The 21089-nt window shown below is 33.5% G+C and carries 21 protein-coding genes; 9 read left to right on the forward strand and 12 right to left on the reverse strand.

Annotation, left to right across the window (positions count from 1 at the left end; translation table 11 throughout):
• Nucleotides 1-120 precede the first annotated feature (120 nt).
• On the reverse strand, nucleotides 121-1152 hold the full coding sequence (locus B7R65_RS19180) for a UvrB/UvrC motif-containing protein (RefSeq protein ID WP_088044443.1): 1032 nt from the start codon (nucleotides 1150-1152) through the stop codon (nucleotides 121-123).
• 260 nt (nucleotides 1153-1412) lie between these two features.
• Here B7R65_RS19180 and B7R65_RS19185 point away from each other — a divergent pair, with 260 nt between their 5' ends.
• Together B7R65_RS19185 and B7R65_RS19190 are read left to right on the forward strand one after the other, a co-directional pair.
• On the forward strand, nucleotides 1413-1748 hold the full coding sequence (locus B7R65_RS19185; protein WP_088044444.1) for a hypothetical protein: 336 nt from the start codon (nucleotides 1413-1415) through the stop codon (nucleotides 1746-1748).
• An 82-nt stretch (nucleotides 1749-1830) separates the two neighbouring features.
• Entirely contained in the window at nucleotides 1831-2559 is a 729-nt protein-coding gene (locus B7R65_RS19190; RefSeq protein ID WP_088044445.1) for an AAA family ATPase, read from the forward strand.
• A 184-nt stretch (nucleotides 2560-2743) separates the two neighbouring features.
• Here B7R65_RS19190 and B7R65_RS19195 read toward each other — a convergent pair whose 3' ends face one another.
• Complete coding sequence (locus B7R65_RS19195) at nucleotides 2744-4081, reverse strand: APC family permease (RefSeq protein WP_088044446.1); 1338 nt, start codon at nucleotides 4079-4081, stop codon at nucleotides 2744-2746.
• Between the two features lie 366 nt (nucleotides 4082-4447).
• Between B7R65_RS19195 and B7R65_RS19200 the strand changes: the two genes are divergently transcribed.
• Nucleotides 4448-5392 carry a S8 family peptidase gene (locus B7R65_RS19200; RefSeq protein ID WP_088044447.1) on the forward strand — a complete coding sequence of 315 codons (945 nt, stop codon included), beginning with the start codon at nucleotides 4448-4450 and terminating at the stop codon, nucleotides 5390-5392.
• A gap of 62 nt (nucleotides 5393-5454) precedes the next feature.
• Here B7R65_RS19200 and B7R65_RS19205 read toward each other — a convergent pair whose 3' ends face one another.
• From B7R65_RS19205 to B7R65_RS19225, 5 genes are all read right to left on the reverse strand, one after another.
• Entirely contained in the window at nucleotides 5455-6072 is a 618-nt protein-coding gene (locus B7R65_RS19205) for an RraA family protein (protein ID WP_088044448.1), read from the reverse strand.
• Between the two features lie 485 nt (nucleotides 6073-6557).
• A complete protein-coding gene (locus tag B7R65_RS19210) occupies nucleotides 6558-7034 on the reverse strand; it encodes an S-Ena type endospore appendage (RefSeq protein WP_088044449.1) in 477 nt (158 codons plus the stop codon).
• Nucleotides 7035-7167: 133 nt separating this feature from the next.
• Nucleotides 7168-7518: an S-Ena type endospore appendage gene (locus tag B7R65_RS19215; protein ID WP_088044450.1), complete on the reverse strand. Its 351-nt coding sequence runs from the start codon at nucleotides 7516-7518 to the stop codon at nucleotides 7168-7170.
• 310 nt (nucleotides 7519-7828) lie between these two features.
• The gene (locus B7R65_RS19220; protein ID WP_088044451.1) at nucleotides 7829-8179 is read right to left on the reverse strand and encodes a DUF952 domain-containing protein; all 351 of its coding nucleotides are present in this window, start codon (nucleotides 8177-8179) and stop codon (nucleotides 7829-7831) included.
• Between the two features lie 36 nt (nucleotides 8180-8215).
• A complete protein-coding gene (locus B7R65_RS19225; RefSeq protein ID WP_088044452.1) occupies nucleotides 8216-8962 on the reverse strand; it encodes a hypothetical protein in 747 nt (248 codons plus the stop codon).
• A gap of 212 nt (nucleotides 8963-9174) precedes the next feature.
• Between B7R65_RS19225 and B7R65_RS19230 the strand changes: the two genes are divergently transcribed.
• Genes B7R65_RS19230 through B7R65_RS19240 form a run of 3 tightly spaced genes read left to right on the forward strand, consistent with a single transcriptional unit; the run spans nucleotide 9175 to nucleotide 12863 of the window.
• Nucleotides 9175-10626, forward strand: coding sequence for a spore germination protein (locus B7R65_RS19230; protein WP_088044453.1), 1452 nt, complete (start codon nucleotides 9175-9177; stop codon nucleotides 10624-10626).
• 24 nt (nucleotides 10627-10650) lie between these two features.
• Nucleotides 10651-11748, forward strand: coding sequence for a GerAB/ArcD/ProY family transporter (locus tag B7R65_RS19235; protein ID WP_088044454.1), 1098 nt, complete (start codon nucleotides 10651-10653; stop codon nucleotides 11746-11748).
• The gene (locus B7R65_RS19240; RefSeq protein ID WP_088044455.1) at nucleotides 11745-12863 is read left to right on the forward strand and encodes a Ger(x)C family spore germination protein; all 1119 of its coding nucleotides are present in this window, start codon (nucleotides 11745-11747) and stop codon (nucleotides 12861-12863) included. Before B7R65_RS19235 ends, B7R65_RS19240 begins: the two co-directional genes overlap by 4 nt.
• Before the next feature lie 48 nt (nucleotides 12864-12911).
• On the opposite strand, the gene B7R65_RS19245 is transcribed toward B7R65_RS19240, so the two are convergent.
• Nucleotides 12912-14096: an MFS transporter gene (locus B7R65_RS19245; RefSeq protein ID WP_088044456.1), complete on the reverse strand. Its 1185-nt coding sequence runs from the start codon at nucleotides 14094-14096 to the stop codon at nucleotides 12912-12914.
• 3 nt (nucleotides 14097-14099) lie between these two features.
• Nucleotides 14100-14543, reverse strand: coding sequence for a MarR family winged helix-turn-helix transcriptional regulator (locus B7R65_RS19250; protein ID WP_088044457.1), 444 nt, complete (start codon nucleotides 14541-14543; stop codon nucleotides 14100-14102).
• Between the two features lie 183 nt (nucleotides 14544-14726).
• Here B7R65_RS19250 and B7R65_RS19255 point away from each other — a divergent pair, with 183 nt between their 5' ends.
• On the forward strand, nucleotides 14727-15605 hold the full coding sequence (locus B7R65_RS19255) for a YitT family protein (RefSeq protein WP_088044458.1): 879 nt from the start codon (nucleotides 14727-14729) through the stop codon (nucleotides 15603-15605).
• An 89-nt stretch (nucleotides 15606-15694) separates the two neighbouring features.
• On the opposite strand, the gene B7R65_RS19260 is transcribed toward B7R65_RS19255, so the two are convergent.
• Both B7R65_RS19260 and B7R65_RS19265 read right to left on the reverse strand, forming a co-directional pair.
• Nucleotides 15695-16030 carry a YrdB family protein gene (locus B7R65_RS19260; protein ID WP_088044459.1) on the reverse strand — a complete coding sequence of 112 codons (336 nt, stop codon included), beginning with the start codon at nucleotides 16028-16030 and terminating at the stop codon, nucleotides 15695-15697.
• Between the two features lie 278 nt (nucleotides 16031-16308).
• Complete coding sequence (locus B7R65_RS19265) at nucleotides 16309-16926, reverse strand: hypothetical protein (protein ID WP_088044460.1); 618 nt, start codon at nucleotides 16924-16926, stop codon at nucleotides 16309-16311.
• Nucleotides 16927-17248: 322 nt separating this feature from the next.
• On the opposite strand from B7R65_RS19265, the gene B7R65_RS19270 reads away from it, so the two are divergent.
• Entirely contained in the window at nucleotides 17249-18148 is a 900-nt protein-coding gene (locus B7R65_RS19270; protein ID WP_088044461.1) for a LysR family transcriptional regulator, read from the forward strand.
• Between the two features lie 28 nt (nucleotides 18149-18176).
• Here B7R65_RS19270 and B7R65_RS19275 read toward each other — a convergent pair whose 3' ends face one another.
• Nucleotides 18177-19073 carry a PhzF family phenazine biosynthesis protein gene (locus tag B7R65_RS19275; protein ID WP_088044462.1) on the reverse strand — a complete coding sequence of 299 codons (897 nt, stop codon included), beginning with the start codon at nucleotides 19071-19073 and terminating at the stop codon, nucleotides 18177-18179.
• A 328-nt stretch (nucleotides 19074-19401) separates the two neighbouring features.
• On the opposite strand from B7R65_RS19275, the gene B7R65_RS19280 reads away from it, so the two are divergent.
• The gene (locus tag B7R65_RS19280) at nucleotides 19402-21060 is read left to right on the forward strand and encodes an FAD-binding dehydrogenase (protein ID WP_088044463.1); all 1659 of its coding nucleotides are present in this window, start codon (nucleotides 19402-19404) and stop codon (nucleotides 21058-21060) included.
• The last annotated feature ends 29 nt before the right edge of the window (nucleotides 21061-21089 follow it).

Genomic DNA, 21089 nt, shown 5'->3' on the forward strand with positions numbered 1-21089 from the left:
CCTCATCAGGCTTTGCGCCTCGAAAGACAAGCATTTTCAATCAGTCTGCATCTGTTGTTTTTGACTTTTTCAACACACTGAAAGGACCTAATGAAGGTCCTTTTTCACTTTGTAAATTAATTAGTTTAAGGAGTTCAGAAAATTAAACAATTCCCTATCTAGTTTTTTAGTGCCAGATGCGTTCAGCCAATCAGATGGTATAAGCAGGGAGTTGCAATTTGTACTATTTAAATAACTATAAATGATTTGAGCTTCATCTATTTCATCTTGGCTTACATCGTATGTCGAATTCATTATTATTTTACTAAAATTAGATAAGATAATGGATTTAAACACTTCACATAATTGTTCAATCGATTGATTTTGAAAATGATATTTTCCAGTAAAAAGTACTTGAGTTCGGTTGATTAAAAATAGCTTAATCATGCCTTCATCATCTAATTTCTCAACGATAAGGATATTATGATTTTCTTCAGTAAATTCAATGACTTTCTCTTTATTTAGTAGTGATTTCACTGCCTCAATCCAATCACGATATTTAGCTGCAGCTTCAAAATCAAATTCCTCTGAAGCTGAATACATCATTTTTTCCATTTCTTCTAAAAGGCTCGTGTCAGTCCGATGTAAGAATCGATTCATTTTATCAATAATGGCATTGTATTCATCGACAGCTGGTCCACCTAAACATAACCCATTACACAATCCTAAAGAGTAATTTAAACAAGCACTATTCTTTACAGTTGAGTGAGCACAATTAATTTTAAAACAATCTTTCATTCCATTAATTGCTCTTTCAACTATTCCTCTACTTGTAAAAGGACCAAAAATTAAATTGTGTTCATTTTCAGAAGGTTGATAGCTGATCTCAAAGGAACGTATTTTCTTATCCATGTTAATAACTAAGTAAACAAACGACATTGGGCTTTTCATCATGCGATTATAATGTGGTTTGATTTCTTTAATCAAATGACATTCAAGCATAAAAGCATCAAATTCGGTATCCGTTAGAATGGTATCAAAATCTTTTAAATGAGTAACTAGCTTCTTTACTTTTGGAGAATGATTACTAGAATCTCGGAAGTAAGATTGAACTCGTTTCTTCAAACTTTTTGCTTTTCCTACATAAAGAATATGACCTTTAGAATCTTTCATTAAATAAACACCAGGAGTCTGTGGCAAGTTTTGTACTTTATCTTGTAACTCGATTTGGATTCATTCCTTTTCTAGATAGTATATGTCTCATTTTATCATGAGAGGGTTAATAATTGTCGACTCACTTGTGTGAAAAATAGGTATATGTATCTTTTGAAAAAATAATGTAAATAAGCTTAAATACAAGCATAAAAGAGAGACTGCTAGCGTAAAAATTGACTACAGAGTATATCTGTAAAAATAGGAGAGAAGTGATTTAGGTGAAAACGATTTATACGACATCTTCTTTCTTCAATTGGGTTATAGCTTGTCTAGTAAATTTTGTAATAATTTTTACTTGCATCAAGTTTGCTCATAAAGTGGAATGGCATTATTTAGATATGGCTTTTTTTGCATATGTCGTCATCCTGTTATTCTATTTTATTTGCTTAAAAAAAGATGAAGGCTTTCCTGCTTTATTTCGTCAATTTGTTTTACGAAAAAAAAGTGTGTTGCTTCACGTGTCCTCATATGAAGTAACAATTGTTCTCATAGCTGCTGTTCATATAGTAAGAGCAATTATTTTATATAGAGAAGCATTTATATCCTTATTTTAATGATGACAGCAGATTATTCTGTTGTTTTTTTATGTCTAGGTCTTTAACTTTCGATATAGTATAATCTCCTTGGGTGATCTAAATGTTTTTAAAGAGAATAACACTTTTACGTGAACAGATTCCATCTATTACAGACTATCCATTTTCAATTCCTTCACTCAATCATCTAGATGAAATTAGTTTGGAGAATAGGGTAACCTTTTTTGTAGGGGAGAATGGGTCTGGTAAATCAACATTAATGGAAGCAATTGCTGATAAATGCGATTTCAATACAGCGGGTGGGGGACGAAATAATATTTATGATGTGCATGCATCAGAATCAGTGTTAGGTAATTATTTAAGACTTTCTTGGTTACCTAAAACTACAAATGGCTTTTTCTTACGAGCAGAATCATTTTATCATTTTGCAACATACATTGATGAAATCGATGATCCAGCTAAATATGAAAGCTATGGTGGGCAATCACTTCATAAACAATCCCATGGAGAATCCTTTTTATCCTTATTTTTAAATCGATTTAATGGAAATGCACTCTATTTACTTGATGAGCCTGAAGCTGCACTTTCACCTGCTAGACAATTAGCCTTTTTGAAAATCATTCATGATTTATCTGAGGAAGAAAATTCGCAGTTTATCATTGCTACTCATTCGCCAATTTTACTCGGTTATCCAAATGCAGATATATTAAGCTTTGATAACGGAAAAATTAATCGAATAGACTATGAAGATACAGACCACTATCAAATCACAAAATATTTTCTACAGCATAGAGAGAAGTTTTTGAAAGATTTGTTGGAGGATGAAGATTGAAATTTAAAACAAATTAAATAGAAAACAAAAATACAGGATATTGTTTTCTTAGTGACAGTATTTCTTTCGCAGTTCGTGAACAACCCTACATGAAACAAGCGAAAAACCCCTTCAGCATTTAATTTGAAGGGGCTTTTCAAAATGATCATATTTATAAATATTAATCTATTAAGAGTTTGTGATCTTAGCTTGCTTTATACTTTTGTTCACTTTTAAAGTTTGATTTAAGTTTCCAATATACCGGTAAACCAATAATTGCAATTCCAATAGAAACGAGTGCATCAAACGGTGAGTTCATCAAAGTACTAACAATTATGTAAAGAGTACCTACAATTGCGATAATAGGCGTTATTGGATATAACGGAACTTTATACAGAAGCTTTTCACTTGTTTCTTTTTTTCGAAGTAAGAATACAGCATTAAAAGCTAAGCCATAAAATAGAAATACTGCGAAAATTGCCATATCAGAAAGTCTGTCAGGGTTCCAAAATACCATCATTGCTAATGCGATACTGATTTGAAAAATTGTGGAAGCTACTGGCGTTTTAAATTTAGGATGTATGCTAGAAAGAACTTTCGAGCCTGGAAGAAAGCCTCTTTCAGCCATCGCAAAAGTAATTCTTGGGAATGTAAGAATCTTTCCATTTAAACAACCGAAGATCGACACTAAAATACCAACTGCTAAAAGTTTTCCGCCGAATTCACCAAACAATGAAGATGCTGCTGATGAAGCGGCATTAGGACCCAATTCAACGATTTGTTTTGCAGATAATACATGAAGCATTGCAATATTTACGGATAAATAAGCTAAAATAACAATTAAAATTCCAGAGATAATAGCTCTTGGAAGTGTTTTTGAAGGGTTTTTCATTTCCCCTGCCATAAACCCTACATTCATCCAGCCGTCATAAGCCCATAGAGTTGCTAAAACTGCTGCTCCCATACTTAATGAAGCTTGGGTACTACCACTTTCGGCATTAAAAACTGAAACGTCCCCCTGAAAAATACCAAAAACTGCAATAAGAATAATAGGGATTAATTTTCCAATAGTCGATAATGTTTGAATGAATCCGCCGAAATGTGTTCCTAATAGATTCAAAGTACCAAGTAAAATAATCGTTAGGATTCCAATTGTAATTCTACTACTCTCTGAAAACCCAAAAAAATCAGCCATCAATGAACCAAAATACAATCCAAGGGCACCCATAACAGCAGGGCCGTAAATAAGTGTTTGTACCCATCCACATAAAAATCCCCACATCGGGCCATAAACTTCTTCGATATAGGCGTATAATCCACCTGTTTTTGGAATTTTTACACTGACTTCAGCAATTGTTAAACCACTTGCTAGTGTGATAATCCCGCCAATGATCCAGGCTAATAGAGCCATCGTGGAATTAGATGTAGAAGACAGTACGATTCCAGGTTTCATAAAAATCCCTGAACCAATTACAGTCCCTATAACCAAAGATGTTGAAACGAAAAGGCCAATATTCTTCTTTAAATTTACTTCTTTTTCCATTTTAGCTCACCTACTTTTCATGATGTATTTTTAAAATTAAAAATAGTATAGCATATTAATTTTTCTGTAATAATTTTTTAAATATTTTTAATTATCGAACTTGTTTGTGCGCATTATTTATATATCCAGACTGCCAAGGGAGTAGCTAGTCACTGAGCGACAGCCCTACAGAAGACGAGCATCTTGGAGGGGAAATCAAAAAAAACTCCTTAAATAGCAACATAGGAATGAAAACAGACAAAATTTAAATCTTAAAAATCATTAATATAAAAAATTTAAAAAGGAAAATTTTGATAGACGTTGAATATAATCATAAACCTCATAGATTTATCCTACGTATAAATCCCAAAAAAGGAGAGGATAAGCATGTCCAAGTTTAGGTTAATTCCTTATAAGTTGGAAGAAGTTAAGGGGCGTACAAAAGAAGTTCCTGTTGGAGTCCGTTTAATTGAAGCTGTATCTATCTGGGAAAAAGGGTATCAAGGGGAAGATGTGGTTGTTGCAGTTATTGACACTGGCTGTCAAACAGACCACTCCGATTTACAAGATCGAGTTATTGGGGGATATAACTTTACAGATGACTATGGAGGAGATCCCAACGTATTCTTAGATAATAATGGTCATGGAACACATGTCTGTGGTACGATTGCTGCCAGTAAAGATGGACATGGTGTAGTAGGTGTAGCCCCTAAAGCGAAACTATTAGTTCTGAAAGTATTGTCTGGAGCAGGGGAAGGAACCGTCGATTCAATTAGGCAGGCCATTGAATATGCTACTACTTGGAGAGGGTGTAATGGAGAAACTGTTCGAGTGATATCTATGTCACTAGGAGGTCCAGAAGACGACCCAGATTTGCATAAAGCAATTCAAAAAGCAGTAGATCGAAATATTATGGTTGTATGTGCAGCTGGAAATGAAGGAGACGGTGACGGAGAAACTAGTGAATATAGCTATCCTGGTGCTTATCAGGAAGTTGTAGAGGTAGGCTCTGTCAATCTGCGAAAACATCTATCTAGTTTTAGCAATACAAATGATGAAATTGATTTGTTAGCACCTGGAGAAAAAATTCTTTCTACTTATCCTACAAATCAATATGCTGTCCTTTCCGGTACATCAATGGCAACACCACATGTATCAGGAGCAATTGCCTTATTAATTCAACAATATGAAACTGAGAATAATCAACCAATTACTGAGCCGGAGTTATTCGAATTGTTAATTAAGCATACTGTTTCGCTAGGATACAGCAGACTTGAAGAAGGAAATGGACTATTGAAACTTGGTGTTAAAGTTCCTGCTAATCTAAAATGAAAAAGTAATATATAAATTGGAAGAAGTCCCGATCATTAAAGTCGGGACTCTTTTTTATACACTTACTTTGCAATCATACTATCTAAGTAGGCCTTTATGGCTTCAATATTCCCGGATACTTTTTCTTCTCTCAATTCGTCTTTTCTCAATTTATCTATTGATTGCTCTAAGATTGACTGCGCCTCTGACTCCGGAATTACTACTACTCCATCAGCATCTCCCACTATGATATCCCCAGGATTGACTGCAGTACCACCACAAGAAATTGGAATATTAATTTCACCTATTCCAAATTTCCCACTAGCTGCTACAGAAGTTCCTCTAGAGAAAACAGGGAAGTTTAATTTTTTGACTCCAATAATATCACGAATTACACCGTCTACCACGATTGCGCTTACACCAAGTGTTTGAGCCATACCTACGACAAAGTCTCCAGCAATTGCTCGATATTGATCCTCTTTTGCGTCAATAACGATTACATCTCCGGGTTTTGCTACTCTAATAGCTTTTAATACTGCTAGGTTGTCCCCGACTGGAATCTTTACAGTTAATGCTCTTCCGGCAAACTTATATTCTTCCTTTAAAGGCGTAATTGCTGAATGCATATTATTTAGTCCGTTCATTACATCTGATATACAGGTTGTTGGGATGTTTGAAAATTGTTTGATGATAGATTCCATAAAGTTTATCTCCTTTTAGTTGATTCATTTAGGCTGTTTTCTTATTTATTGTTGCTATTTGAGAGTGTGCTAGTTGATTTCCACTTCAGGATGCTCCCTTTTTAGTGGGGCGTGAGTTGAGCCTCCTTGAGCCCACACGATGTGGGTCATGCATGCGTTACGACAGGACGTCATGGTTTTAGCATGCCTACCTTTTTGACGCCTGCTAAGGTCTCATCCTCCCGCTAGTCCCACAGGAGTCTCGCATATCCGTTCCAATCAACTTCTGTCTATAAAGTTACAAAAAACTTGCTTAAAAGCAACAATCTCTTAGAAAAGAGACTTCATATAAGAAAATTATATAGTTAATTGGGTTAAATGAGTCATTTAAAAAAGTTATCGGACATCATAATAAAATATTATTGAGAGATCTTCTCTGTATCAGCAATAAAAAAAGGACTTTCAATTGAAATTCCTTTTAATATTTATAGAATGAACTAGACGAATCAATTGAAAAAGAAAGTTTTGTCACGGAAAGGAAAACATATTTCCAAACAGTATGTTCCCTCTGCAACTCCTTCTTTTTCGTGATCTACTGTAATAGTAGTAGCCCCTTCAACTGTTGCGGAAAGTGTGTTTCCTCTGGGAACTTTAAATATAACTGGGCTTTGCCCCAATCGATTTATAGTAACTCGTAGAAAAGTAGTACTCGCAGCACTGTTGAATACTGAAACAGAAACAATTGCCTTTTCATTCAGTTGCTTTTTCCAAATTTCCAAATTTTTTATATCATGATCTAAGAATAGGTTACCACAGAGCTTATTACAGATAATTTCTATTTCTTTACATGGAGGACAGCAATCTTTCTCATCTGGGGGAATTGGAATGGGTGGCTTCGGTTTTGGTTTTGGAGGAGGCGGGGGGAGTTTCTTAGTTCTTTCTTCACATTCACAATCACATTTTTTATGTTTTTCTTCTCTCAAGAATAATTCCTCATTTCTGCAAAAGGGACTACCTTATAAATTATTAGAATATCAGTCAATTGTTTCCATAAAAACACTATTTCTTAAATAAAAAAAGTTTCCTATACAAGATAGGAAACTCTATTTTCACTTTCTATGCCAAAATTCGTTTATATAACGTAATACAGTACGTACCATTTGTACCTGCTGGAACTTGTATAGCAAAAGAAGTCGGGCTTTTTACTGCACTTGTAAACGTATTTCCTGGTGGTACGGGTCCGACTGGAACTGAAGGTGGCGCAACAGCGGAATTGACTGTTCCTGTTACATTTGTAACGCTTGAAGCAGAATTAAAAAGCTCGAATGTCCCCTCAAAATAATCACCAAGAGGAGCTGTAAATACAGTTTCATCTGTTACTCCATTGGTGGGTCCATTAAAGTTACCGCAAATCTTTTCTTGGAAAATTTGCGCTGGAGGACAACAAGATCCAAGTGATCCACACATAATACCAGTATCCTTTCAAATAGAATAGATGGCTTGTACAACCATATATTAATAGATGTGAAGATTTTATAATTGTTACTGAAATAGTCGAAATTTGGTGATGGTAAAATATTACAATTACTAAAAGGCAATAAAGTATGTGCAAGACAATTGTTTTCTATGGCAGATACAAATAAAGAATCTTAAAGGTGAGAAAATTAAGCTGCAAAATTATTCGATATTACAATTACCTTAAGATTTAAGTGTTTTTATCGAATTGACAGGAGATTAATTAAAAATAAAGGGACCTAAATAGGTCCTTTCCTAACAATTAAAATTCAGCTTCTTTAAGTTCAATTGGATAGATAAATTCCCCATTCTGATTTGGTGTGAAATCTACAACCTTGAAAACACAGTCTAAATTTAAGTTGCCATATATATGAGGAAATACTTGTCCGTAGTTTTCTGTATCCTCAAAAACAATTTTAGCTTTCACTTTTTCAGGGTTTATACAGAGTATTTTTAAGTTAGTTGCCCCTTTAAAGAATAAATTTGCGATTTCAACTACTTGTTCAGGTGTCGCACAATGAATAAACCCTTCTGATTGTAAGGATGAAGGAGAATACTGCCCTTTTTCAATTGCATTTTTCCATTCTTCTGTGTTTAGCATATGTAATATCATTTTATTCCTCCAATTATTGTTTTGTATTGATGAAATTTATTTCGCAAAATATCTTTTTAACTTTTCTTTCATACCTTCCTTATTTTCAGCAAATTGCTTATGTCGATGTCCGTTTCCGCCAGAAGTATGAGGAAATCCATGTAGTATCGAATTTGAATCTATTAAACCATTACTTTCTAAGTAATTCAAAACTTTTGAAACATTTACTCCTAATGGAATAATGAGTGGATTATTTAATTTAACTAGTTCAGTCGCAAAGTTTTCAATTATGTACTTTCTCAGTAAATCTGTATTTACGATATTTGGAGTTGAGCCATTATAATTTTTACCTTTATAAAAAACAGGATAAGGTATGACCGATGTTGTTTGAACAAGATGACTAGCTGAGTTAAATAGTTCACTAGTTGATGATATTTCTAAATAACGATGTAATTGTAATTCATCTAAAAAAGCGATTAGATTTTTCCTCATTGGCCCTTCAAAACTAGAATTCTTTTTAACTTCAAGTAACAGTTCTTCGTCACTTAGTTTTTCATTTTTAAGATTAATGATCGTTGAATAAGATTGTTTCATTTGATGGTATCCAGGCGTGATCCCAATGATGACCACTTTTGCTTTTTCATTTACATATTCAAACGGAGCATAATAGATTTCTAGATGTTTCTTCGCATCTTTATCCAGTAAAAATTGATGATTTTTTAGGAAAGATTCTTCAACTGGCGTACTTAAGGAAGAAATTAAATTCTTATAAACGTTGAATTTTGAATAGGCCACAATTCCCATTAATCTGTCCTCCTTAAAAAACTTTCCTTTTTCTATTGTATCGTTTGAAATTGCTAAATTCTAATTTTATAAATTTTAACTTAAATTTTAATCATTTATCAGATCGAAGTAAGAGCTTTAAATCCTTTTATAGGTTTAAAAGGATCGATTTTTGCGCAAACTATTTAGCTGAAAATGTAATTAGGCTTCTTCGTTAGAAGGTGGGTGATTAAGTGGATAGTTCAGAAGGAACGAGAAGTAGAATGAAGAGATATAATTTGCGTTCATCTGTTATTCATACAGAGGGAAGTATTGAAGAAAATGTCACCATTATGAAAAAAGTATTCCCTACCTCTGACTTAAAAATAAAAAATTTGAATATCAACGAAAAACCTGCTCTATTCATTTATCTATCTGCTTTAGTAGATGAGCAAAAAATCGATCAGATCGTAAATAATTTCATTACGAATAAAGATGAACTCGAACTCTTTATTAGTAATCATACTGAACAAACTAATCTGATTAGTGAAATTGAAAAGTCAGTATTAGATGGAAAGAGTATTTTATTTATGGATGGTAATCCATCAGCTTATATATTTTCGACTGAAAAATGGCCCCAAAGACCATTTATGCCACCTACGATCGATAACTCTTTAAAAGGATCGAAAATAGCATTTGTTGATACTTATCAAGCGAATATTGCATTACTTAGAAGATTTATTCATAGCCGTAATTTTCAAACGAAGCAAACTGAAATTGGAACTGATAACAAAAGCTTGGTCACGACAGTATATATCGAGGGTTTAGTAGATGAAGATTTATTATCGGATGTAGAACAAGCTATTTCAAAAATTAAAGTTGATTCAATTATAAATTCAAATCAATTAATGCAAATATTGGAGAGGAATCCGTTTTCTCCATTTCCACAATTTCTTACAACGGAACGTCCAGATGCAGCTGCGGCAGAATTACTGAAAGGAAGAATTGTACTGATTTTAGATCGATCTTCTGATGTAATCATATTGCCTGTTGACTTTACAACTTTTTTTAAGAGTGTAGATGATTATTCCGCAAGATCAATCGTCGCATCATTTAATCGAATCCTTAGGCTTTTAGCATTCGTCATTACACTCTTTCTACCGGGGTTTTATATCGCAATTATTTCGTTCAATTATGAAATCGTTCCTTTAAAATTACTCTTATCAATCGGTGAGTCTCGTGCACAAGTACCATTTGATCCGCTAGTTGAAGCAATCTTAATGGAAATTACATTGGAAATGTTAAGGGAAGCAGGGATAAGATTACCTTCACCTATTAGTACGACAGTAGGAGTCGTTGGTGGGATTGTAATCGGTCAAGCTGCGGTTCAAGCAGGGATTGTAAGTAATATCATGATAATAGTAGTAGCACTAACAGCTATTTCCTCTTTTATTATTCCAAATTATGAAATGGCATCAAGTTTACGAGTAGTTAGGTTTCCAATTATGATCATGGCTTCACTATTTGGATTAATTGGTTTAATAGTTAGCACAATGGTTTTAATGATTCATAGTCTGACATTAAGTAGCTTTAAAACTTCTTATACAAAGCCTTTTTCTCCTATAAATATTGAATTGTTTAAGGATACAATTATTCGAATACCTTTAAACTTTCTTTGGAAAAAGCAAGATAATAATAATGAATAATAGAATGTTGGAAGGGATTCATACATGGATGTAAAGAAATCAAAGATTACACACTATCAATTCATCCTAATGATTTATGGTATACAAGTTGGGGTCGGCATGTTGTCTCTTCCAAGAGAATTAGCTGCAAAATCTGGGACAAGTAGTTGGATATCCATTATTTTCGGAGGATTAATTTCAACATTAATCAGTATCTTTTACATTAAATTAAGAGAAAAATCACCCAATACAAACTTCCTATCTTTTTTTACTTTTTATTTAGGGAAATTTCTTGGATCAATCGTTCTATTACTTCTTTCTATTTATTTTATTTTTGCAGGGTATGTTGTGTTAATTAGGGCGATATTATATATCCAATCTTATATACTTCAAGAAACAAGTGAATATGTATTAGTCATTTTATTCTTAGTGCCTACTTATCAATTAATAACTGGTGGTGTGCATATACTCGCTAAATATGTTGAGGCCATTTTCCCACTCGCTATATTTGGACAAATCATGCTACTGTTTACACTAAAAGATACAGATATTAATTTTATTTTACCGATTATAAAAGACGGCTGGTTGCCTATTTTTAAAACAATTCCCACAACAGCGACTTCATTTTTGGGGGTTGAATTAATACTCATTTATTATCCATATTTAAAAACAAAGGAAAAGGCAATAAAAGGTGTAGTTATAGCGAATGCGATGACTACAATTACCTATGTATTTGTTACGATTATCTGTTTTGTTATTTATAGTCCTTATGAAATAAGCAAAATTTTTGAACCTGTTATCGATATCTTAAGTGTGATTGAATTTCAATACGTGGAAAGATTGGATTTTATTTTATTTTCATTGTTTTTAATGATTATATCTAAAACATGGGTGACTTATATTTGGGCAGGAATGACAGGAGTAGCAGAATTATTTAAAATAAAACGTTTTACATTATTCGTTTTAATCCTTTGTATATTATTTATTATTAGTACGTTTTTATTCATACCTACATTCACAAATACGACTCAAGAATTACATATTATTACAGTCGGTGGACTGATAATTTTGATTGGTGTACCTATTCTTTTATGGATTGGTGGCAAAGTGAAAAATAGTTTAAATAAGGTGAAAATAAATTGAAAGTATTTCAAGTATGTTTTCTAACTGTTTTATTAATCATTGGTGTTTATGGATGCAAAGGGAAAGTGAATATTGAAGATGTCACTTTGTCACTCATATTAGGGATAGACGTAAATGAGAAAAATGAAGTTGAAGTGTATATGTCAAGCCCAGTATTCAGTCCGGATGCAAAAGAAAAAAATGAACAATTTCAAATAAAAACTTTATCACTTAAAGAAGCAAGAAATTATTTTGATTCAATGGCGAGTGGAATTACAGCAGGTGGAAAAATTCAAGCAGTTTTAATCGGTAAAAAAGCTATCGAGCATAAAAATTGGTTTTCTATAATGGACATGTTATACCGAGACCCAAAAGTACGATTAAATGCAGATGTTGTATTTGTGAACGGACCTTTGAAGGACATTTATGATTTGAAACTTGAAGATAAACCTAGATTATCTATTTTTATTCCTCAATTGTTACAAACTGCTGATTTTAGAAATGTTGCATTTAGAACATCATTGCGAAAGTTACATCTTTATGAATATGAGAGAGGAATTACACCATTTGCCCCTGAATTAACTTTAGACAAAGGTATTCTAAAGGTGACTGGAACTACATTATTGGATAGACAAGACTTGTATAGTCGAACATTAACATTACAAGAAACGCAATTGTTAAAAATAATAACAGATCATCTCGAAGGGCAATTATCTGTAACAATCCCATTGAAAAAATATAAAAAGGATGAGGACGTATTCATTAATGACATTACAAGTTTTTATGTGAAGGAAATTAAAAGGAAAGTGATAAAGAAATATTCGGATGGTCGATATGAATTTACAGTTAATCTTAAAATGCCAATTATGATTACAGAATCACCTATTAGATTAGAGGATAACTCAGGAGACGAGTTTAAAAATGCGATTCAGAAGGAATTAGAAAAACAGTTAAATGAGTTTGTTACTTCATTACAGAAAGAAAAATTAGATCCTGTCGGTTTTGGTATTTTTGCGCATTCGTTTAAGTATTCTGAATGGGAAAAAGTAGAGGATAATTGGCTTAAGGAATATCAGCAAGCCAAAATTAAAGTAAATGTAGAAATTATTCTACAAGATAAAGGAATTACTTCATAGTAGATTATTTGGAAAAAGAAAAACCACCAATAGAATGGTGGTTTATTTTTATGCTGCTTTCTTTTCATAGATAGCAACTGATTTTTGTTTACGGTCATGTAACATGTAATAGAAAACAGTTGTTAATAAAACTACAATAGCTGAAATAACGTACATTGAATGGAAAGTCGTTTTTGCAGAAACGATTCCTAAAATATAAGAACCTAATCCCATGCCGATATCAAAAAACATAAAGAATGTTGCAGTTGCCATGCCTCTTTTTACTGGAGCAGCGTTATTAATAGCCAATGTTTGGAAGCTTGGGACAATTGATCCATAACCTAATCCAACTAATACAGCGGATAATAAGAAGATTGATGGGATCGTTGAGAAGCTTAATACCAAAAGGCCAATAGCAAAAAGTACGATTCCTGGATAAACAATTGTATTTGCGCCTCTACGATCGAAGAGTTTTCCTGTAAATGGTCTGGATGCTAAAATAGCGATAGCATAAATGATAAAGAAAAAACTAGCGACTTCCACAAAGCCTAATTCTTTTGCGTATAAAGTAATAAATGAAATGACACCACTGTAACCGAAAGCAATCATTGATGCTGTAATTGAAACAGGCAATGCCGAACGTTCAATTAATTGAGACGCTTTTATACGAGTTTTTTCTGTAATTACCTGTTTAGGAATTGCAATATTCATAGCAAAAATAAATGCGATAACTGCAAAAATTCCACAAACTAAAAACAAACTTGTAAAGCTAAATTTATTCATCATTGTAATTCCAAGATAAGGACCAAAAACCATCGCAAGGATCATTGATGAACCATAGTAACTCATGCCTTCGCCTCGGCGTTTAGCTGGCACGATTTCTGCAACAATCGTGCCGGTAGCTGTTGTTCCTAAACCAAAGACAATTCCTTGTGCAAATCGTAAAATAAGTAAAAGTGCAAAATTTTGTACAAATGGATATAAGAAAGTCGTTACTGTAAAGAAAATTAATGAAAATATTAATATTTTTCTTCGCCCAATTGTATCTAACCAAATACCCGCAAACGGTCTAATTAGTACAGATGCGATAAGAAAAGCAGTAATCACTAAGCCTACACTACTTTCCTTTTGACCTAAATTATCGATGACAAAGATTGGAAGTGTAGCCATTAAAGTATAAAATACTAAAAATACAAAAAAACCACTCAAGCTAACACTGATAAAATCCTTTGTCCATAAACGTTCATTTTCCAAATTTTATTCCTCCTGTTGTACTACCTCGGAAGCTTTCATATTGTTCATCATTTTAAGAAAAACTTGCTGAGCAATATCAAGTTCTTCTTCAGATATATTTTTTATGACTTCATTCTCAAATTTCATAATTCTTTGCTGCCATTCTTCTTTTTGACATAATGCCTTTTCAGTAAGATGAATTACTTTTTCTCTCTTGTCAGAACCTTCTTTACGAATGATCAGTTCCAGACTTTCCATTCTACATAATGTTTTTGTTAATGTGGGCGGCTCAATGTTTAAATTCATGCAAATCGTTCGTTGGGTACACGGACCATGTTCACTGATATAACGAATAACGGACCATTGTGCTAAATATAATCCGGTCGGCACAAGGTTCTCATTAAATGATTTCGAAAACTGTCGTGTAACTTGATTTAATGAAAAAAAGAAAGGCTGTCTATTACGCATATTTAATCTCCTAAACAAAATAGTTAGTTAGCTAATTAAATTAGTTGACTAGCTAATTATATTTGATTTTAATAGAAATGTCTATGGAAAGAATTATAGTGAAAAAGTATAAATACGTATAAAAATAGACTTTGTGTAGATATTAAATTAAGTAAAAATCAATTAGACAGGGCGGAACGATTGATGGCAGAGCTGAAAGAAGAAACTCATAAAAAAACACATAAATTAAAAGTCTTTCAAAGAGCAATTGCGATGCTTATTGGCGCAGTAGCTGTAGCTACTGGATTAGAAATATTTCTAGTGCCGAATGATGTAATCGATGGTGGAATTACAGGTATATCCATCATGGTTTCACATTTGACCGGTTTACCATTAGGAGTATTTATCTTTGTACTCAACTTGCCATTCTTTTATTTAGGTTATAAACAAATCGGAAAAACCTTCGCTATATCTACTATATTTGGAATTATTGTACTATCATACTTTACAAGCATGTTTCATCATATCCCGGCCTTTACGGAGGATATACTTCTTGCAACCATTTTTGGTGGAATGATTGTAGGTGTCGGAGTAGGATTGGCCATTCGATTTGGTGGCGCATTAGACGGGATTGAAATACTAGCGATTATCATAAATAGTAAAATTCCATTCTCAGTAGGCGAAATCATAATGGTTTTTAACTTATTTATTTTAGGAGCAGCAGGATTCATTTTTTCATGGGATCGTGCAATGTATTCAATTATTGCTTACTTAATCGCATTTAAAACAATTGATATAGTTGTTGAAGGAATGGAACAATCAAAATCAGCATGGATTATTAGTGACAAAAGTGAAGACATCGGTGAGGCCATTCTTTTTAGAATGGGAAGAGGCGTTACATACATAAGTGGAAGAGGCGCGTATACAGGCGAAAATACAAAAGTAATCTTTTGCGTTATTACACGACTTGAAGAAGCAGAACTCAAATCAATCGTTGATGACTATGATCCGAATGCTTTTTTAGCAATTGCTGATATTGCTGAGGTTCGTGGAGGACGATTTAAAAAGAAGAATGTTCATTAATGGAGAAGAAAAAGGAACTTCCTTAGAAGGTCCTTTTTTTGTTTACCTTTTCGTTAGCTTTAAAAGTTCGTCTTCACGACAATCCTGTGTTATTGTTTCCAAATAATTAGCAAAATGCGGTTAATTACGAATATCATTCCTATTAGAATGGCTAAGATGGTTTTATCAGCAATATAAAGAGCGGATGAGGCAACTGCGAAGATTATTAATTCAAGAATAAACCTGTATGGTTCTGGCAGTTTGAACGATGCTTTAGGAGAAATGAAAGTCCCCCATAAAAGCGCTAAAAGTAGCGGCGATCCAATACCAAATAAAAATTTTGTATACACATTGCTTCCAACATGAAAGCCCCAATAGCCTAGTGATATAAGAGCACATAGTTCTAGAAGAAATCTGATAGCTAAATTTACAGATTTAATGATCACTTAAAGAACAACCCCTTTTAAAAACTCTCCTATTTGAAATATCCTAGCTCCTCGTCAACAACGATGCTTCATTTATTATAAATTAAGAATACAAATTTTTAGAACATAAAAATTATAGCTACATTATACTTTCAAGTATTAGTTAATTTATTAATATTCCATTTGATACCAGCAAATCCATATCTTTTTCAATTAATCTGCCTGTGATCATAAAAAGGACTGCCAAAACAACCCTATATGATCTTCAACTAATGAATGGGCCAGTTGAATAAAGAATATTATTTCAACCCTAAAATACTCTCAATATAGTTAAAGTTTTCTTCTATATTTTTACTCCCATCGACCTGTAAAAATTGTAATTTTAAATAATTTACTTCTTGATTAACAAACTTAGCAAATAGAGCATCTCTCTTCATCCAATTATCAAATGAAACAGCTGGATCTTCTGTGCTTTCTAATACACCTTGCAACCAATCCCTTTTTTTATAGTATTTCTTTTGAAAATCATCTGTAGGAATTATCCAAATTGCTTTTTGATTTTTATTTAAATAAGGATAGACTAACGATGGTAATAATTGATTACCTTCTACAACTATTGATGATGTATTACTATTTGAAATATCATTTATTACAAACTGAAAGTCTTCTATAAAAGATTGTTTGTATACGTTTAATTGTTCTTCAATATCCCTTAAATAAAAAGCTTCATTCGCGTTCATTGTTGATACCTTATACATTGCGGGATTCGTAATAGGTGATATATTTTTCAAATGCTCATTAAAATGTTCATCACAAGAATAAAGGGCCATTTCATACTTATCAGCCAACATAGTTGCTAACGTACTTTTACCAGCACAAGCAGAACCACCAATCCAATAAATCACTTTATTTTCCAATTTTATTCCACCTCAAAACTTGATAAACTTCTTTATTTTTACTTACTTCTTTTATTGATTAGAAATTCCTTCTTTAATTACTATTTGATTAAAAACTAGCTAGTTTTTCGTGCAAATAGTATGCAAATCTAGTTTTTTACAGTACTCTAATTCATCAACTACTAGTTCGCTCACAATTAGATTTAGGTCCCTTTTCCAGATACTATCGCAACTTTAAGCTCAACTATTCAATTGTGAAAGTACCATCTTATTTTGCTAGTTTAGTTTGTAATAAAAAGTAATGTGGACATATAATTAAATAGAACAATTTTGATATTTGAAAATGGGTAAGGAAGAGGTGCTACTATTGGCTACTTTCCAGTATGAAGTTTTTTTAGAGGTTGTCGAAAGTGGAAGTTTTACGAAAGCTGGTGAAAAGTTAGGTCTAACTCAATCAGGAGTCAGTCATAATATATTAACGCTTGAAGGTGAATTAGGTGTTGTATTACTTCATCGAAATCGAAATGGAATCTCTTTAACAGATGCCGGTGAGCGTGTCATTCCTCATATTCGTCAAATTATCCATCATGCAAGATTGCTTGAACAAGAAGCAGCGCTTATAAAAGGAATTGAAGTAGGGAGAATTAAAATTGGTAGCTTCCCAAGTTTTTCAGCTAAATTCCTTCCAGGTTTGATGAATGAATTTAAAAGAGTGTATCCTGGAATTAAGATTGAACTTTATGAAGGCGATTATGACATCATTAAAAGCTGGATTGCTTCAGGAACAATTGATATTGGGTTTATTGCTCTTCCGGCAGATGAATTTGAAACGATTCAATTATTAAAAGATAAATTAGTAGTTTTAGTGAATGCAACTCACACTTTAAGTAATTCGATTTATGCTAAAGATGAGGCGATAAATAATGAAGCTTTTATTATGCCGAAATCAGGTTGTGAGGTATTAATAAAAGATTTTCTTAAACAAAATAAGATTAAACCTGATGTTGCGTTTGAAGTGCATGATAATAATACAATCATTTCAATGGTTCAAGAAGATTTAGGGATTTCGATTTTACCTGAATTAGTTGTACCTGAGAACATTCCAAATGCAAAAGTGATACCACTTGAAAAGGAAGTATATCGTGAAATTGGTTTGGCAGTTAAATCAATTAAACAGGCTTCTCCGTCTTTAAAAAAATTTATGGAAATTGTGAAAGCAAGATTTCGAATAGAAAAAACTTGAACTGGTTAACCAATTCAAGCTTTTTTTGTTAGATTGAAAGGATTCCTCGAATTGTAATTGTTGCCTCACCAGCTACTTTAATAACTGCTTTATCACCAACAGGAACGACAGTTACATATAATGTTCCTGGTCTTCCGATTGCATCACCTTGTGCTATTTTAAGGTTAGTCGTGTCCTTCTTAGATAGTATTCCTTCTAAGTAGAGAAATCCTGCTAAGGCACCATTTGCAGCACCAGTGACAGGGTCTTCATCGATACCGATTCCTGGAGCGAAATCTCTTGTATAGAGATCATAATCATTTTCCGTATTAAATGTATAAAGATGAGTCGTTGCAAGTTGATGTTCTTTATTCTGTTTACCTAAAGCTTTGAAGTCAGGAGATGCTTCATTAATTGCCGAGACAGTTTTAATTGGAACTAGTAAATGCCAATTACCTGTACTTGCAAGTTTAATCGGATAGGTAGAATCGATACTTTCTTTGTTTACTCCAATCAACTCACTTAGAACTTGAAGGTCGATTTCAAAATCCTTTGTACTTGGAGCAACTTGCGTCATTTCAACTTTAGTTACTTTTCCATTTTCCTTATGCCAAATGATAGGAATATTTCCGACATTTGTTTCTAATACAATACCGTCTTTTTGTTCAGCCAGACCGAACTCATTTGCTAATACCCATGTTAAGCCAACAGTCGCATGCCCGCAAAAATTGATTTCTTCAGTAGGTGTAAAATATCTTACTTTATAATCAACTGCACTATTCGTTGAAGGAAATAAAAAGACAGATTCAGGTAGATTTAGTTCCTTCGCAATACTTTGCATCTCAGCTTCAGTTAATTTTTCCGCATCTAAAACGACACCTGCTGTATTCCCACCAAATTTTTCAGATGTAAATGCATCCACATGATAAACTCTAATTTCTCTCATTTTGTTATCCCCTTTTAGTGTAATTGTTTTGTTAACTCTATCTTATGTCCGGCGTTAGCATTAGTAAAATGAATCTTTCTTATTTGAAGTATTAGTAAAACTAATTTAAAACAAGAATATAAGGGAGTATCTTATGAATAGAAACAGACTAAGGATAGAAAGTATCTAATTGTGCAACATCAAAATGTAATGTATCATTTAATTGATAACTGAAAATTTAGAAATCTAAACTTCTAAGCGTTAAAATAAGTTGAAGTATAAGGATTTTTCATTCAATATTAAACTAGCTGAATATAGTTAAGAGATAAATGTCTAGGGGGCATATGTGATGGAGAAATTCGAGGTGATTGTAGTTGGGGCTGGATTGGCAGGGCTTGTTGCAACTGCTGAAATTGCTGATGCAGGGAAAAAAGTGTTGTTAATCGATCAAGAACCAGAGGCTTCTTTAGGTGGACAGGCTTGGTGGTCTTTTGGAGGATTATTTTTAGTTGATTCACCTGAGCAGAGAAGATTAGGGATTAAAGATTCAAAGGAATTAGCTTGGCAAGATTGGCTAGGAACAGCGGGCTTTGATCGTGAAGATGATGAAGATTATTGGGGGAAAAAGTGGGCCGAGGCATATGTTGACTTTGCAGCAGGTGAGAAGAGACAGTGGCTTTATGATATGGGTGTTCGATTTTTTCCAGTAGTTGGTTGGGCAGAACGAGGTGGCTATCTTGCTGATGGTCATGGTAATTCGGTTCCCAGGTTCCACGTAGTTTGGGGAACAGGACCTGGTGTGGTTGCTCCTTTTGAACGAAGAGTAAGAGAGCATATGAAAAATGGGCTTGTTGAATTTCGTCCGCGACATCGTGTTGATAAATTACTAACAAATGAGGGGACAGTTGTTGGCGTTAGTGGTTCACTCCTAGAGCCAAGCAATGCAGAACGTGGAGAAGATAGTTCACGGGAAGTTGTTAGTGAGTTTACATATGAAGCGAATGCAGTATTAGTTTCGAGTGGTGGAATCGGTGCAAACTTTGATTTAATTCGTCAAAATTGGCCAACTCGACTTGGCACTCCACCGAAGAAGATGATTTCAGGTGTACCTGCACATGTTGATGGTCGAATGCTTGGGATTACCGAAGAAGCTGGAGGTAGAATCGTCAATCGTGATCGCATGTGGCATTATACGGAAGGGATTAAAAATTGGAATCCTGTTTGGAGTCATCACGGAATCCGAATCCTTCCAGGTCCATCATCAATTTGGTTTGATGCAACGGGGAAACGATTCTCTGCGCCAAATTTTCCTGGCTTCGATACGTTAGGAACTTTAGAAGCAATTCAGAAAACTGGCTATGATTATTCATGGTTTATTTTAACGAAAAAGATCATCCAAAAAGAGTTTGCACTTTCAGGATCTGAACAAAATCCTGATTTAACTGGTAAAAGTATTAAACAAGTAATGAAGAGAGCAACTGCTGGAATTCCTGGACCAGTCAAAGCTTTTATGGATAAAGGAGAGGACTTTATCGTTGCAGAAAGTTTAGAAGAATTAGTTGCTGGGATGAATAAACTGACTGGTGAAAATCTTATCAAGTTGGATGAAATTGAACGCCAATTAAAAGCACGTGATCGAGAGATAGATAATAAGTTTACGAAGGATTTACAAGTTACAGCTTTAAGAGGTGCACGTAATTATATTGGTGATAAATTAATCCGTGTTGCACCACCTCATAAAATTTTAGATCCGAAAAATGGTCCATTAATTGCTGTTCGACTAAATTTAGTGAGTCGTAAAACGCTTGGAGGCCTTCAAACTAATTTAGACGGAAATGTATTAAACGCTGCGGGAGAAGCAATTCCTGGTTTATATGCAGCTGGTGAAGTTTCTGGTTTCGGAGGCGGTGGCGTCCATGGCTATCGTTCAATGGAAGGAACATTTTTAGGTGGATGCTTGTTTTCAGGAAGACAAGCTGGTAGAGCCATTGGGAAAGTATTAAAATAAGTCATAACATCTTTAAAATTTAAAAAGTG

The sequence above is a fragment of the Bacillus sp. EAC genome (assembly GCF_002156875.1).
Lineage (GTDB): Bacteria > Bacillota > Bacilli > Bacillales > Bacillaceae_G > Gottfriedia.